The organism is Pseudomonas aegrilactucae, assembly GCF_019168305.1.
GTDB classification, from domain to species: domain Bacteria; phylum Pseudomonadota; class Gammaproteobacteria; order Pseudomonadales; family Pseudomonadaceae; genus Aquipseudomonas; species Aquipseudomonas aegrilactucae.
Genome location: NZ_JAHTBI010000029.1, coordinates 23,526 through 38,324 on the forward strand (window position 1 = coordinate 23,526; position 14,799 = coordinate 38,324).

At 63.9% G+C, this 14,799-nt stretch carries 14 protein-coding genes and 1 pseudogene; 12 read left to right on the forward strand and 3 right to left on the reverse strand.

Translation table 11 applies throughout. The annotated features are described in order from the left end of the window. Position 1: 1 nt before the first annotated feature. The 11 genes from KUO17_RS08955 (at position 2) to KUO17_RS09005 (ending at position 8,894) form a co-directional block, all read left to right on the forward strand. On the forward strand, positions 2–652 hold the full coding sequence (locus KUO17_RS08955) for an MlaC/ttg2D family ABC transporter substrate-binding protein (RefSeq protein WP_217975088.1): 651 nt from the start codon (positions 2–4) through the stop codon (positions 650–652). After that, complete coding sequence (locus KUO17_RS08960) at positions 649–951, forward strand: STAS domain-containing protein (RefSeq protein ID WP_217975090.1); 303 nt, start codon at positions 649–651, stop codon at positions 949–951. Before KUO17_RS08955 ends, KUO17_RS08960 begins: the two co-directional genes overlap by 4 nt. A 115-nt stretch (positions 952–1,066) precedes the next feature. After that, positions 1,067–1,306, forward strand: coding sequence for a BolA family protein (locus tag KUO17_RS08965; RefSeq protein ID WP_217975092.1), 240 nt, complete (start codon positions 1,067–1,069; stop codon positions 1,304–1,306). A gap of 25 nt (positions 1,307–1,331) precedes the next feature. Beyond that, entirely contained in the window at positions 1,332–2,597 is a 1,266-nt protein-coding gene (gene murA / locus KUO17_RS08970; protein WP_217975094.1) for a UDP-N-acetylglucosamine 1-carboxyvinyltransferase, read from the forward strand. 108 nt (positions 2,598–2,705) lie between these two features. After that, a complete protein-coding gene (hisG, locus tag KUO17_RS08975; protein ID WP_217975097.1) occupies positions 2,706–3,341 on the forward strand; it encodes an ATP phosphoribosyltransferase in 636 nt (211 codons plus the stop codon). Positions 3,342–3,467: 126 nt separating this feature from the next. Further along, positions 3,468–4,808, forward strand: coding sequence for a histidinol dehydrogenase (hisD, locus tag KUO17_RS08980; protein WP_217975099.1), 1,341 nt, complete (start codon positions 3,468–3,470; stop codon positions 4,806–4,808). A 2-nt stretch (positions 4,809–4,810) separates the two neighbouring features. Next, the gene (gene hisC, locus KUO17_RS08985; RefSeq protein WP_217975101.1) at positions 4,811–5,857 is read left to right on the forward strand and encodes a histidinol-phosphate transaminase; all 1,047 of its coding nucleotides are present in this window, start codon (positions 4,811–4,813) and stop codon (positions 5,855–5,857) included. A 120-nt stretch (positions 5,858–5,977) separates the two neighbouring features. Next, positions 5,978–6,625, forward strand: coding sequence for a FadR/GntR family transcriptional regulator (locus KUO17_RS08990; protein ID WP_217975103.1), 648 nt, complete (start codon positions 5,978–5,980; stop codon positions 6,623–6,625). Next, positions 6,615–7,892, forward strand: coding sequence for a CynX/NimT family MFS transporter (locus KUO17_RS08995; RefSeq protein WP_217975105.1), 1,278 nt, complete (start codon positions 6,615–6,617; stop codon positions 7,890–7,892). The genes KUO17_RS08990 and KUO17_RS08995 overlap by 11 nt, the downstream gene beginning before the upstream one ends. A gap of 199 nt (positions 7,893–8,091) precedes the next feature. Next, positions 8,092–8,562 (forward strand): nuclear transport factor 2 family protein, encoded by a 471-nt coding sequence (locus KUO17_RS09000; RefSeq protein ID WP_217975107.1) that lies wholly within the window; start codon positions 8,092–8,094, stop codon positions 8,560–8,562. Positions 8,563–8,603: 41 nt separating this feature from the next. Beyond that, on the forward strand, positions 8,604–8,894 hold the full coding sequence (locus tag KUO17_RS09005) for a GIY-YIG nuclease family protein (RefSeq protein WP_217975109.1): 291 nt from the start codon (positions 8,604–8,606) through the stop codon (positions 8,892–8,894). Here KUO17_RS09005 and yejK read toward each other — a convergent pair. Continuing rightward, entirely contained in the window at positions 8,875–9,882 is a 1,008-nt protein-coding gene (gene yejK / locus KUO17_RS09010; RefSeq protein ID WP_217975111.1) for a nucleoid-associated protein YejK, read from the reverse strand. The two genes, KUO17_RS09005 and yejK, sit on opposite strands and share 20 nt — an antisense overlap. 407 nt (positions 9,883–10,289) lie before the next feature. Here yejK and KUO17_RS09015 point away from each other — a divergent pair, with 407 nt between their 5' ends. Then, positions 10,290–10,571, forward strand: a complete 282-nt coding sequence (locus KUO17_RS09015) for an HU family DNA-binding protein (protein ID WP_009398256.1) — start codon at positions 10,290–10,292, stop codon at positions 10,569–10,571. A gap of 143 nt (positions 10,572–10,714) precedes the next feature. On the opposite strand, the pseudogene rlmF reads toward KUO17_RS09015, so the two are convergent. Beyond that, positions 10,715–11,669 (reverse strand): annotated as a pseudogene (rlmF, locus tag KUO17_RS09020) (23S rRNA (adenine(1618)-N(6))-methyltransferase RlmF). Positions 11,670–11,781: 112 nt separating this feature from the next. Continuing rightward, positions 11,782–14,628 carry a valine--tRNA ligase gene (locus KUO17_RS09025; protein ID WP_217975113.1) on the reverse strand — a complete coding sequence of 949 codons (2,847 nt, stop codon included), beginning with the start codon at positions 14,626–14,628 and terminating at the stop codon, positions 11,782–11,784. Positions 14,629–14,799 lie beyond the last annotated feature (171 nt).

The window sequence follows — 14,799 nt, forward strand, 5'->3', positions numbered from 1 at the left end:
CATGATGTCTATCCTGCGACGCGGCCTGTTGGTATTGCTGGCGACCCTGCCGCTGATGACTGTAGCGGCCGTGCAGTCGCCCAAAGACGTGATTCAGACCACCACCACGCAATTGTTGTCCGACCTCAAGGCCAACAAGGAGCAGTACAAGGCCAACCCCAGCGCGTTCTACGATGCACTCAATGCCAACCTGGGCCCGGTGGTGGATGCCGACGGCATTTCCCGCAGCATCATGACGGTCAAGTACTCGCGCAAGGCCAGCCCGGCGCAGATGCAGCGCTTCCAGGAGAACTTCAAGCGCAGCCTGATGCAGTTCTATGGCAACGCCCTGCTGGAGTACAACAACCAGGGCATTACCGTGGGCGCCGAGAAAATGGACGGCGATGACCGCGCCAGCGTCGACATGACGGTCAAGGGCAACAACGGCGCCGTCTATCCGGTTTCCTACACCCTGACCAAGCTCAATGGCGAGTGGAAGGTGCGTAACGTCATCGTCAATGGCATCAACATCGGCAAGCTGTTCCGCGATCAGTTCTCCGATGCCATGCAGCGCAACGGCAACGACCTGGACAAGACCATCGATGGCTGGGCCGGCGAAGTGGCCAAGGCCAAGGAAACCACTGAACAAGCTGCCGAGAAGCAGGCCCAATGAGTGCCACGGTGACCCTCGCCGAACCTGGCGTGCTGAGCCTGGCGGGCGTACTGGACTACCGATCGGGGCCGGCCTTGCGCACGCAGGGCAAGGCGCTGATTGCTTCCTGCACGGCGCCTGCACTGGTGCTCGATTGTTCGGCGGTAGAGCTGTCCAGCAGCGTGGGGCTGTCCCTGCTACTGGCTTTCACCCGCGACGGCCAGGCGGCCGGCAAGACCCTCTCGGTACGTGCCATGCCCCACGGCATGCGCGAAATCGCCGAGGTCTACGGGCTGGACGACCTGTTCGTGGGTCAATAAACACGGGTGCGCGACGGGCCCCTCTGTCAGAGTCCTCGTTTACGGGGTTCGCAGGCGAGGGGCTTTTTTGTATGATGGCCGACCCGCGCGCACAGGGCGCCGATTGAGGTTGAGCATGCAGGCCGTAGAAGTTAAGAACTTCCTTGAAGCAAAGTTGCCGGACACCCGGGTCGAAGTTGAAGGCGAAGGCTGCAACTTCCAGCTGAACGTAATCAGTGACGAATTGGCGGCCCTGAGCCCGGTCAAGCGTCAGCAGCAGATCTATGCTCACCTGAACCCCTGGATCACCGATGGCAGCATCCATGCGGTAACCATGAAATTTTTCAGCCGCGCAGCCTGGGCTGAGCGCACCTGAGCCAACTTTGGCGGCGAGACTCGAAATGGACAAACTGATTATTACTGGCGGCGTTCGTCTTGATGGCGAAATCCGCATTTCCGGTGCCAAGAACGCAGCGCTGCCCATCCTGGCGGCCACCCTGCTGTGTGACGGCCCGGTAACGGTCGGCAACCTGCCGCACCTGCACGACATCACCACCATGATCGAGCTGTTCGGGCGCATGGGCATTGAGCCGGTGATCGACGAAAAGCTTGCCGTGGAAATCGACCCGCGCACCATCAAGACCCTGATCGCGCCGTACGAACTGGTGAAGACCATGCGTGCCTCGATCCTGGTGCTGGGCCCGATGGTCGCCCGTTTCGGCGAAGCCGAAGTGGCCCTGCCTGGCGGCTGCGCGATCGGTTCGCGTCCGGTCGACCTGCACATCCGTGGCCTTGAAGCCATGGGCGCCAAGATCGAAGTCGAAGGCGGCTACATCAAGGCCAAGGCCCCTGAAGGCGGCCTGCGTGGCGCGCACTTCTTCTTCGACACCGTGAGCGTGACCGGTACCGAGAACATCATGATGGCCGCGGCCCTGGCCAAGGGCCGCAGCGTGCTGCAGAACGCTGCGCGCGAGCCGGAAGTGGTCGACCTGGCCAACTTCCTCAACGCCATGGGCGCCAAGGTGCAGGGTGCCGGTACCGACACCATCACCATCGACGGCGTCGAGCGCCTGGGTTCGGCGGTGTACCGCGTGATGCCCGACCGTATCGAGACCGGCACCTACCTGGTGGCTGCTGCCGTGACCGGTGGCCGCGTCAAGGTCAAGGACACCGATCCGACCATCCTTGAAGCGGTGCTGGAAAAACTCAAGGAAGCCGGCGCCGAAGTCACCACCGGTGAAGACTGGATCGAGCTGAACATGCACGGCAAGCGGCCCAAGGCCGTCAACCTGCGTACTGCCCCGTACCCGGCGTTCCCCACCGACATGCAGGCGCAGTTCATCTCCCTCAACGCGATTGCCGAAGGCACGGGCGCGGTGATCGAGACGATCTTCGAAAACCGCTTCATGCACGTGTACGAAATGCACCGCATGGGCGCGCAGATCCAGGTCGAGGGCAACACCGCCATCGTCACCGGTACCAAGACCCTCAAGGGTGCACCGGTCATGGCTACCGACCTGCGGGCTTCGGCCAGCCTGGTCATCTCGGCCCTGGTCGCCGAAGGCGATACCCTGATCGATCGCATCTACCACATAGACCGTGGCTACGAGTGCATCGAAGAAAAACTGCAGATGCTGGGCGCGAAGATCCGTCGCGTACCGGGCTAGGCTGCACACGGCGCAAGGATGCGCCACGCCGTTGCCGTACCGAATCGATTGCCGTCGAGCGCCTGCCTGGGCTCGGCGGCTAAAGCCGCTTAAGGATTGACGTTTCCCATGTTGACCATCGCGCTGTCCAAGGGCCGTATTCTCGATGACACCCTGCCATTGCTGGCAGAGGCAGGCATCGTGCCGACCGAGAATCCGGACAAAAGCCGCAAGCTGATCATCCCCACCACCCAGGAAGATGTACGCCTGCTGATCGTGCGGGCCACCGACGTGCCGACCTATGTCGAGCATGGTGCCGCCGACCTGGGTGTGGCGGGCAAGGACGTGCTGATGGAGTACGGTGGCCAGGGCCTGTACGAGCCGCTGGACCTGCAGATTGCCCAGTGCAAGCTGATGACCGCCGGTGCCATCGGCGCTGCCGAACCCAAGGGGCGCCTGCGCGTGGCCACCAAGTTCGTCAACGTTGCCAAGCGCTACTACGCCGAGCAGGGCCGTCAGGTCGATATCATCAAGCTGTATGGCTCGATGGAACTGGCACCGCTGATCAACCTTGCCGACAAGATCATCGACGTGGTCGACACCGGCAACACCCTGCGCGCCAACGGCCTGGAACCCCAGGACCTGATCGCCACCATCAGCTCCCGGCTGGTGGTCAACAAGGCCTCGATGAAGATGCAGCATGCACGCATCCAGAGCCTGATCGACGCCTTGCGTCTGGCCGTGCAATCGCGACACCGCGGCTGACCCCTGCGCGCGACCTTCGCTGTCGCGCCCGTCTATCCGCGTCATAGCCAATTTTCTCGGGTGCCCGCGCGGATGGACTGGTAGCTTAGGGCGCCTGAGCATCCGCCATTTATCGAGGCCTTAGCCATGACCACGTCCACTGCAATTCGCCGACTCAACGCTGCTGACCCGGATTTCGCCCGACATCTGGATCATCTGCTGAGCTGGGAAAGCGTGTCTGACGATGCGGTCAACCAGCGGGTGCTGGAGATCATCAAGGCCGTGCGCGAGCGTGGCGATGCGGCGCTGGTGGAGTTCACCCAGCGTTTCGACGGTGTGCAGGCGAGCTCGATCGACGACCTGATCCTCAATCGCGAACGCCTTGAGCTGGCCCTGACACGCATCACCACGGCCCAGCGTGAAGCGCTGGAAACCGCCGCGCGCCGCGTGCGCAGCTACCACGAGAAACAGAAGCAGGACTCATGGACCTACACCGAAGCCGACGGCACGGTACTGGGGCAGAAAGTCACGCCGCTGGACCGTGCCGGCCTGTACGTGCCGGGCGGCAAGGCGTCGTATCCCTCGTCGGTGCTGATGAACGCGATTCCGGCCAAGGTCGCCGGCGTGACCGAGGTGGTCATGGTGGTACCGACCCCGCGCGGTGAAATCAACGAACTGGTGCTGGCCGCCGCGTGCATCGCCGGGGTCGACCGCGTGTTCACCATCGGCGGTGCACAGGCCGTGGCTGCGCTGGCCTACGGCACCGAAAGCGTGCCGCAGGTGGACAAGGTGGTGGGGCCTGGGAATATCTATGTGGCCACCGCCAAGCGCCATGTGTTCGGCCAGGTGGGCATCGACATGATCGCCGGCCCGTCGGAAATCCTCGTGGTGTGTGACGGCCAGACCGACCCGGACTGGATCGCCATGGACCTGTTCTCCCAGGCCGAGCACGATGAAGACGCCCAGGCGATCCTGGTCAGCCCCGACGCCGAATTCCTCGACCGTGTGGCGGCCAGCATCGACAAGCTGCTGCCGACCATGGACCGTGCCGAGATCATCCAGACCTCGATCAATGGCCGTGGCGCGCTGATCCACGTGCGCGACATGCAGCAGGCCATCGAGGTGGCCAACCGCATCGCTCCCGAGCACCTGGAACTGTCGGTGGCCGACCCGCAGGCCTGGTTGCCGCAGGTCCGCCATGCCGGTGCAATCTTCATGGGCCGCCACACCAGCGAAGCCCTGGGCGACTACTGTGCCGGCCCCAACCATGTGCTGCCGACCTCCGGCACCGCGCGGTTTTCCTCGCCGCTGGGGGTGTATGACTTCCAGAAGCGTTCCTCGATCATCTTCTGTTCCGAGCAGGGCGCGTCCGAGCTGGGCCGCACCGCGTCGGTGCTGGCCCGTGGCGAATCCCTGAGCGCGCACGCACGCAGCGCCGAATACCGCATCCTTGGCGATCACACCCCTGTCGATAAAGAGGGCAACTGAACATGAGCAAATTCTGGAGCCCCTTCGTCAAGGACCTGGTGCCTTACGTGCCGGGCGAGCAGCCCAAGCTGAGCAAGCTGGTCAAGCTCAACACCAACGAGAACCCCTACGGCCCGTCGCCCAAGGCGCTGGAGGCCATGCGCGGCGAACTCAACGACAACCTGCGCCTGTACCCGGACCCAAACGGTGACCGGCTCAAGCAGGCAGTGGCCACGTACTACGGCGTGCAGCCTGGCCAGGTGTTCCTGGGCAACGGCTCGGATGAAGTGCTCGCGCACATCTTCCACGGCCTGTTCCAGCACGGTGCGCCGCTATTGTTCCCGGACATCAGCTACAGCTTCTACCCGGTGTACTGCGGCCTGTACGGCATCCCTTACGAGGCGGTGGCGCTGGACGAACAGTTCCAGATTCGCGTCCAGGACTACCAGCGCGCCAACGGCGGGATCATCTTCCCCAACCCGAACGCGCCGACCGGTTGCCTGCTGGCGCTGGAGGCCATCGAGCAGATCCTTGAAGCCAACCCCGACTCGGTGGTGGTGGTCGACGAGGCCTATATCGATTTTGGCGGGCAGACCGCGATCACGCTGGTGGACCGCTATGCGAATCTGCTGGTGACCCAGACCCTGTCCAAGTCGCGTTCGCTGGCCGGCTTGCGGGTTGGCCTGGCGGTAGGGCATCCGGACCTGATCGAGGCGCTGGAGCGCATCAAGAACAGCTTCAACTCCTACCCGCTGGACCGTCTGGCCATTGTCGGCGCAGCGGCGGCGTTCGAAGACCAGGCATACTTCGAGCAGACCTGCCGCCAGGTCATCGACAGCCGCGAGCAGTTGGTGGCGCAGTTGACCCGTCGCGGGTTCGAGGTGCTGCCCTCGGCGGCCAACTTCATCTTCGCCCGCCACCCAGATCAGGATGCGGCGGCCCTTGCGGCCAAGCTGCGCGAGCAGGGCGTGATCGTGCGTCACTTCAAGCAGGCGCGCATCGCGCAGTTCCTGCGCATCAGCATCGGTACGCCGGAGCAGAACCAGGCATTGCTTGATGCGCTGAACTGATACCGCGCCAGCAAGGCGGGCTCCAGCAGGAGCCCGCCTTGCTGGCGATTGCATCGACGCGTGGCAACAGGCTATCCTCCGTCCTCCTGATTCATCCGATGATTGGATGTAAGCGCCGAAATGACCCAATTGATCAAACGCTCCCTTGTCGAGCAGGCCGTCGAACAGCTGCGCCAGCGTGTTGCCGACGGCGCGTGGGTCGTCGGCCAGCGCCTGCCCACCGAGCCCGAACTGGCGCAGGAGCTGGGTATCAGCCGCAACACGGTACGCGAAGCCGTACGCGTGCTGGTCTTCAGCGGCCTGGTGGAAGTGCGCCAGGGTGACGGCACCTACCTGCGTGCCAATGTCGACCCGCTGGGCACCGTGCAGGTGCTGTCACGTTGCAGCCTGGAGCAGGCGCGCGAAACCCGCCACATCCTCGAAGCCGAGGCCATTGGCCTGGCCGCCCTGCGGCGTACCGACGACGACCTCAAGGGGCTGCACGAGGCCTTGCACCAGAGCGGCCTGCACTTTCATGACGACCTCGACACCTACGTGGCCTGCGACATGGTGTTCCACCAGCGCCTGGTGGACGCCGCGCACAACGCGGCGCTGAGCGAGCTGTACCGCTACTTTTCCGGCGTGGTGGCCTGTGCCGTGCACCACAACATGAAGGGCGTGCGCTGCCAGGAGGTGTTCGACCTGCACCGCGACATCCTCGAGGCGGTTGAACAACGTGACCCCGAACGGGCCAAGGCGCTCAGCAGGACCCTTATCAATGAATCCTGACGCCGAGACGGCCATGCCCAAAAACCACCCGCCGCTTGAAGAACTGCTGATAGACGCCGAAGCCGATGATGCCCAGGTGCAGCAGCCGGTGCGGGTGAAGCGCCCGTGGCTGTTGCTGCTGGGGTTGGTGCTGGTGGCGCTGAATCTGCGTCCGGCGCTGTCGAGCATGGCGCCGTTGCTCGGCCAGGTTTCCGACAGCCTGGGGTTGAGCGCTTCGCAGGCGGGCTTGCTGACCACGTTGCCGGTGTTGTGCCTGGGCCTGTTCGCGCCGCTCGCACCGATCCTGGCGCGACGCTTTGGCAGCGAGCGGGTGGTGCTGGGGATACTGCTCACACTGGCGTGCGGCATTCTGCTGCGCAGCGCGCTGGGCACTGTCGGGCTGTTTGCCGGGAGCATTCTGGCCGGGGCCAGCATCGGCGTGATCGGCGTGCTGCTGCCAGGCATCGTCAAGCGCGACTTCCCCAGGCATGCCGGCGCACTCACGGGGGTGTACACCATGGCGCTGTGCCTCGGTGCAGCCCTGGCGGCCGGGGCCACTGTGCCGCTGAGCCAGCACTTTGACCAACGCTGGGCGCTGGGCCTGGGTTTCTGGTTGATTCCGGCAGTGGTGGCGGCGCTGTTCTGGCTGCCACAGGCCCGGCAAGGCCATGGCAAGCATGCGGTGGCGTACCGGGTGCGCGGCTTGTTGCGTGACCCGCTGGCCTGGCAGGTGACCCTGTACATGGGCCTGCAGTCTTCGCTGGCGTACATCGTGTTCGGCTGGCTGCCGTCGATCCTGATCGGCCGTGGCCTGAGCCCGACCGAGGCCGGGCTGGTGCTGTCCGGCTCGGTGCTGGTGCAGTTGGCCAGCGCCTTGACCGCGCCGTGGCTGGCCACCCGTGGCAAGGACCAGCGGCTGGCCATCGTGCTGGTGATGATGCTCACCCTGGCGGGCCTGTTCGGCTGCCTGTATGCCCCGCTGGGCGGCCTGTGGGGTTGGGCGGTGGTGCTGGGAATAGGGCAGGGGGGGACTTTCGCCCTGGCGCTGACCCTGATCGTGCTGCGCTCGAAGGACTCGCATGTCGCGGCGAACCTGTCGAGCATGGCCCAGGGCATCGGCTACACACTTGCCTCGATGGGGCCGTTCGCGGTGGGGCTGGTGCATGACGTGACGGGTGGCTGGGGCGCGGTGGGCTGGATCTTTGCGGTGCTGGGAGCGGGTGCGATCGGTTTTGGCCTGAAGGCCGGGCGCGCGTTGCAGGTGGGCGTGGTCAGCGAACGGGTGTGATTCGGCGGTGCGCCCTTCGCTGGCAAGCCAGCTCCCACAGGTACTTTGCCGCTCTTGAGCTCAGAGAGACCCTGTGGGAGCTGGCTTGCCAGCGAAGGCGGTAGTGCAGGCACCATCATTCGCGCGGCAAATGCCCATAGCTTTTTGCCACCGACCCGGACTATCGTTCGCCTCCGTTCCCTTGTAATGGACTGCGCCCATGAGCGATGCCAACCATGCCCTGATCACCCGTTTCTACCTGGCTTTCCAGCAGCTGGACGCCGAAGCCATGGCCGCCTGCTACAGCCCTGACGTGGTGTTCAGCGACCCGGCCTTCGGCACCTTGCATGGCAAGGATGCAGGTGACATGTGGCGCATGCTCGCCAGCCGCGCCAAGGACTTTTCCCTGACCTTCGACAACGTACGCGCCGACGAGCGTGGCGGCGGCGCGCACTGGGTGGCGACCTACCTGTTCAGCCAGACCGGCCGCGTGGTGGTCAACGATATCCAGGCACGCTTCGTGATCCGCGACGGGCTGATCGTCGAACACCACGACCACTTCGACCTGTGGCGCTGGGCTCGCCAGGCGCTGGGCACCAAGGGGCTGTTGCTGGGCTGGACGCCGCTGGTGCAGGGTAAGGTCCGCGAACAGGCGGCCAAGGGCCTGCGAGCATTTCAGGCCGGGCGCTGAGCGGGTAAGCTGTCGACTTCCCCCTTGTGCGCCGAACACCCGTGACTGAAGCCGCTGCCCTCAAACCCTGGTACGTCTATCTGGTACGCGCCGCCAATGGTTCGCTCTACTGCGGTATCAGCGACAACCCCGAACGCCGCTTCAGCGCGCATCAGAAGGGCCGTGGTGCGCGTTATTTCAGCACCAGCCCGGCGGTGGCGCTGGTGTACGTCGAGGCCTGGCCGGACAAGGCCCAGGCGCTGCGCCAGGAGCGCCTGGTGAAGAAGCTGCGCAAGTCGGCCAAGGAGGCGCTGGTGGCCTCCTGGGCGGGGCTCAGTCCTTGCGACGCTTGAGCTGATCGGTGAGCTGGGTAGGCAGGCCCTTGATGATCAGGGTGCCGGCCTCCTCGTCGTACTCGATCTTGGAACCGAGCAAATGCGCCTCGAAACTGATCGACAGGCCTTCGGCGCGGCCGGTGAAGCGGCGGAACTGGCTCAGGGTGCGCTTGTCGGCCGGGATCTCCGGCGACAGCCCGTAGTCCTTGTTGCGGATGTGGTCGTAGAAGGCCCGCGGGCGGTCCTCGTCGATCAGCCCCGAGAGCTCGGTCAGGGTCACAGGCTCGCCGGCCTTGGTCTGGCTGGTGGCATAGTCGACCAGGGTCTGGGTCTTCTCGCGTGCAGCCTCTTCGGGCAGGTCCTCGCTTTCGACGAAGTCGCTGAAGGCCTTGAGCAGGGTGCGGGTCTCGCCCGGGCCGTCGACACCTTCCTGGCAGCCGATGAAGTCGCGGAAGTACTCCGAGACCTTCTTGCCGTTCTTGCCCTTGATGAACGAGATGTACTGCTTGGACTGCTTGTTGTTCTGCCACTCGGAAATGTTGATGCGCGCGGCCAGGTGCAACTGGCCCAGGTCAAGGTGGCGCGAGGGGGTCACGTCCAGTTCGGCGTTCACCGCCACGCCTTCGCTGTGGTGCAGCAGGGCGATGGCCAGGTAGTCGGTCATGCCTTGCTGGTAGTGGGCGAACAGGATGTGGCCGCCGGTGGAGAGGTTGGACTCCTCCATCAGCTTCTGCAGGTGTTCGACTGCCACCCGGCTGAAGTCGGTGAAGGTCTTGCCGTCCTCCAGGTACTCCTTGAGCCAGCCGCTGAACGGATGGGCCCCGGACTCGGCGTGGAAGAAACCCCAGGCCTTGCCCTGTTTGGCGTTATAGCTGTCGTTGAGGTCGGCCAGCAGGTTCTCGATGGCCGTCGACTCGGCAAGCTCGGAGTCGCGGGCATGCAGTACTGCGGGGCTGCCATCGGGTTTCTTGTCGATCAGGTGGACGATGCAATGACGGATCGGCATGGGATTCTCGGCTGAAAATAGGGCGCGACGGGCGGCGCTGCAAAGCGGTCAAGTGTAACCCAGCCGGGGCCTTGCGCAGCGCGTGGATGTGTAGGGAGGCAAGGCTTGTATGTTTTTTGTTCGATTTTTTGCGGTTTTTGCTGCAAACCCCCGAAAAACCTGAACATTTGGCCTGTGGGAGGCGGATATTTATCGCTTCGTGTGGTAGTTTTGCCCGGTCTTGCGCCCCGTGTGTGGCGCATTGCTGGCAGACCGCTGATGTCACGTCGAACCAAACGCATTTTTGTGTATCTACATACGCGATTGGCAATGGATGTACCCGGACCGCCGAAGACTCGCGGGTCTGGGCCGATGGCTGACGCAGCACTCTGCAAACCAACTGAATTTGATAGGGAAGGAACACCACCATGGCATTGACCAAAGACCAACTGATCGCCGATATCGCTGAAGCTATCGACGCGCCGAAAACCACCGCGCGTAACGCTCTGGAGCAACTGGGTCAGATCGTTGCTGATCAACTGGAAAATGGCAGCGAAATCACCCTGCCGGGCATCGGCAAACTGAAAATCACCGAGCGTCCTGCCCGTACCGGCCGCAACCCTTCGACTGGCGCTGCCATCGAAATCGCTGCCAAGAAAGTCGTCAAGTTCGTTCCAGCCAAAGTGCTGACCGACGCTGTAAACAAGTAATTGTAAACAGCTTCTGAAGACCGCGTCCGGTGCGAGCCAGGCGCGGTTTTTTTGTGGCTGCCCTTCGCTGGCAAGCCAGCTCCCACAGTGTTCAGCGGCGTGCACAAACCTGTGGAGCTGGCTTGCCAGCGAAGCTTTTGGCTTTACTTCGTCCAGCGCAGCTGGCGCCACGCCGCGCGCGCTTGGGGGGGGCTGGAAGGTCCATGCCACCAGCCGGCTCTGCTTTTGCCCCTGGCCCATCTCCAGCACGCGGTGCTCGACCACGCCGGCCTTTTTCAGCGCCGCCTCGATACCCGGCAGGTTCGACGCCTTGGACACCAGGCTGCTGAACCACAGCACCTGCTTGCCCAGTGCTGCGCTTTCGCTCACCAGTTGGCTGACAAAGCGTATTTCGCCGCCTTCGCACCACAGCTCGTTGTTCTGCCCGCCAAAGTTCAGCACCGGCAGCTTGCGCTTGGGGTCGGCCTTGCCCAGGGCGCGCCATTTGCGCTGGCTGCCGCGCGTGGCTTCATCGCGCGAGGCATGGAAGGGCGGGTTGCACAGGGTGACGTCGAAGCGCTCGTCGTCCTTGAGCAGGCCTGTGAGAATCTTTCGCACATTGCCCTGATGGCGCAGGCTGATGGCCTTGCCCAGGCCGTTGGCCTGCACGATGGCCTTGGCGGCGCCCAGCGCTACCGGGTCGATGTCCGAGCCCAGGAAGCGCCAGCGGTAGTCGCTGTGGCCCAGCAGCGGGTAGATGCAATTGGCACCCACGCCGATGTCCAGTACCTGCACCATCGCGCCTTGCGGGATCTCGCCGCCGTTGTCCTCGGCCAGCAGGTCGGCCAGGCCATGCAGGTAGTCCGCACGCCCGGGTATGGGCGGGCACAGGTAGTCGGCCGGGATGTCCCAGTGCTGGATGCCGTATTGCGCCTTGAGCAGGGCACGGTTGAACACGCGCACGGCCTCTGGGTCGGCGAAGTCGATGCTCGGCTTGCCGTGGGGGTTGGTGATCATGAAACGGCCCAGTTCCGGGCTGCTCTTGATCAACTGGGGGAAGTCGTAGCGCCCCTGGTGGCGGTTGCGCGGGTGCAGGGTCGGTTTGCTCGGTGTGGTCATGTTTATGTCCGGTGAAAAGCATCGCGGGTCAAGCCCGCTCCCACAGAGCTGCATGCACAGTTCCTTGTGGGAGCGGGCTTGACCCGCGATGGCGTCGCTGTGATCAGCGTTGTTACAGGGCAGCGATCCGCGCATGCTGCTCGGTGAAGTTGGCCAGGGCCTGTTCGGCCTCGGCCAGCTTGGCGCGCTCCTTGTCGATCACCGCAGGCGGTGCCTTGTCGACGAAGGCAGGGTTGGACAGCTTGCCACCCACCCGCTGCACTTCGCCTTGCAGGCGCTGGATTTCCTTGTTCAGGCGGGCCAGCTCAGCGTCCTTGTCGATCAACCCGGCCATCGGTACCAGCACCTGCAGGTCACCGACCAGGGCGGTGGCGCTCAGCGGCGCCTCGTCCTGCTCGCCGAGCACGGTGAAGGCCTCGATTTTGGCCAGCTTCTTGAGCAGCGCCTCGTTTTCCTGCAGACGACGCACGTCTTCGGCGCTGGCGTTCTTCAGGAACAGCTGCAGCGGTTTGCCAGGGCCGATGTTCATCTCGCCACGGATGTTGCGCACCCCCAGCATCAGTTCCTTGAGCCACTCGATATCGCCTTCGGCAGCGGCATCGATGCGGCTTTCGTTGGCCACCGGCCACGGCTGCAGCATGATGGTCTTGCCGTCGATGCCGGCCAGTGGCGCCAGGCGCTGCCAGATTTCTTCGGTGATGAACGGCATGAACGGATGCGCCAGGCGCAGTGCCACTTCCAGTACGCGCACCAGGGTGCGGCGGGTGCCGCGCTGGCGCTCGATCGGTGCGTTCTCGTCCCACAGCACGGGCTTGGACAGCTCCAGGTACCAGTCGCAGTACTGGTTCCAGATGAACTCGTACAGCGCCTGGGCGGCCAGGTCGAAACGGAACTGCTCGAGCTGGCGGGTCACTTCGGCTTCGGTGCGCTGCAACTGCGAGATGATCCAGCGGTCGGCCAGCGACAGCTCGACGGCCTCGCCGTTCTGGCCGCAGTCCTCGCCCTTGTCCAGCACGTAGCGCGCCGCGTTCCAGATCTTGTTGCAGAAGTTGCGATAGCCTTCGACGCGGCCCATGTCGAACTTGATGTCACGCCCGGTGGACGCCAGTGAGCAGAAGGTGAAGCGCAGGGCATCGGTGCCGTAGCTGGCGATGCCCTCGGGGAACTCGGCCTTGGTCTGCTTGGCGATCTTGTCGGCCAGCTTGGGTTGCATCAGACCGTTGGTGCGTTTTTCCAGCAGCGCGTCCAGGGTGATGCCGTCGACGATGTCCAGCGGGTCGAGCACGTTGCCCTTGGACTTGGACATCTTCTGGCCCTGGCCATCACGCACCAGGCCGTGCACGTACACGGTCTTGAACGGTACCTGCGGGGTGCCGTCCTCGTTCTTCACCAGGTGCATCGTCAGCATGATCATCCGGGCAACCCAGAAGAAGATGATGTCGAAACCGGTGACCAGCACGTCGGTGGAGTGGAAGGTCTTGAGGAACTCGGTCTGCTGCGGCCAGCCCAGGGTCGAGAAGGTCCACAGGCCCGAGCTGAACCAGGTGTCGAGCACGTCGTTGTCCTGGTTCAGGACCACGTCGGCGCCCAGCTTGTGCTTGCTGCGCACTTCTTCTTCGCTGCGGCCTACATAGACCTTGCCCGACTCGTCGTACCAGGCCGGAATGCGGTGGCCCCACCACAGCTGGCGGCTGATGCACCAGTCCTGGATGTCGCGCATCCAGGAGAAGTACATGTTCTCGTACTGCTTGGGCACGAACTGGATGCGGCCATCTTCGACAGCAGCGATCGCAGGCTCTGCCAGCGGCTTGGTCGACACGTACCACTGGTCGGTCAGCCACGGCTCGATGACGGTGCCGGAACGGTCGCCCTTGGGCACCTTCAGGGCGTGGTCGTCGACGCTGACCAGCAGGCCGGCGGCGTCCAGGTCGGCAACGATCTGCTTGCGTGCGACGAAGCGGTCCAGGCCGGCATAGGCGGCTGGCAGGCTGGCGTCCAGGCTTTCATTCAGGCTGCCGTCGAGGTTGAATACCTGGGCTGCCGGCAGCACCGTGGCGTTCTTGTCGAAGATGTTCAGCAGTGGCAGGTTGTGGCGCTTGCCGACTTCATAGTCGTTGAAGTCGTGGGCCGGGGTGATCTTCACGCAACCGGTGCCGAACTCGGGGTCGCAGTAGTCGTCGGCGATGATCGGGATCAGGCGCCCGACCAGGGGCAGCTTGACGAACTTGCCGATCAGCGCCTGGTAGCGCTCGTCGTTCGGGTTGACGGCCACGGCAGCGTCGCCGAGCAGGGTTTCAGGGCGCGTGGTAGCGACCACCAGGTAGTCGTTGCCTTCAGCGGTGGTGGCGCCGTCGGCCAGTGGATAGCGCAGGTTCCACAGATGGCCCTTCTCGTCGTGGTTTTCCACTTCGAGGTCGGAGATCGCCGTGTGCAGCTTGGTGTCCCAGTTGACCAGACGCTTGCCGCGGTAGATCAGGCCGTCTTCGTGCAGGCGCACGAAGGCTTCCTTGACTGCCTCGGACAGGCCGTCGTCCATGGTGAAGCGCTCGCGGCTCCAGTCTACCGAGGAGCCCAGGCGGCGGATCTGACGGCTGATATTGCCGCCGGACTGATCCTTCCATTCCCAGACCTTTTCCAGGAACTTGTCGCGGCCCAGGTCGTGACGGCTTTGGCCCTTGGCTTCGAGTTGGCGTTCTACCAGCATCTGGGTGGCGATGCCGGCGTGGTCGGTGCCTGGTTGCCACAGGGTGTTGCGCCCTTGCATGCGACGGAAACGGATCAGGGCGTCCATGATCGCGTTGTTGAAGCCGTGGCCCATGTGCAGGCTGCCGGTGACGTTCGGCGGCGGGATCATGATGGTGTACGAATCGCCCGCGCCTTGCGGGGCGAAATAATTCTCGGACTCCCAGGTGTTGTACCAGGAAGTTTCAATGGCGTGCGGCTGGTAGGTCTTATCCATGCGCGGCGGGACCCTATGGCATTTATTCAGGAAAGCCGAGAAGTATAGCGGGGATAAGGGCCGGGGCGTAGCGCGAGGTGCGGATGTAGGGCAAAAAACTGTGGGGGATTCTTCGCTGGCAAGCCAGATCCCACAGGGTTTTGCAGGCACCGCTGGACCCTGTGGGAGCTG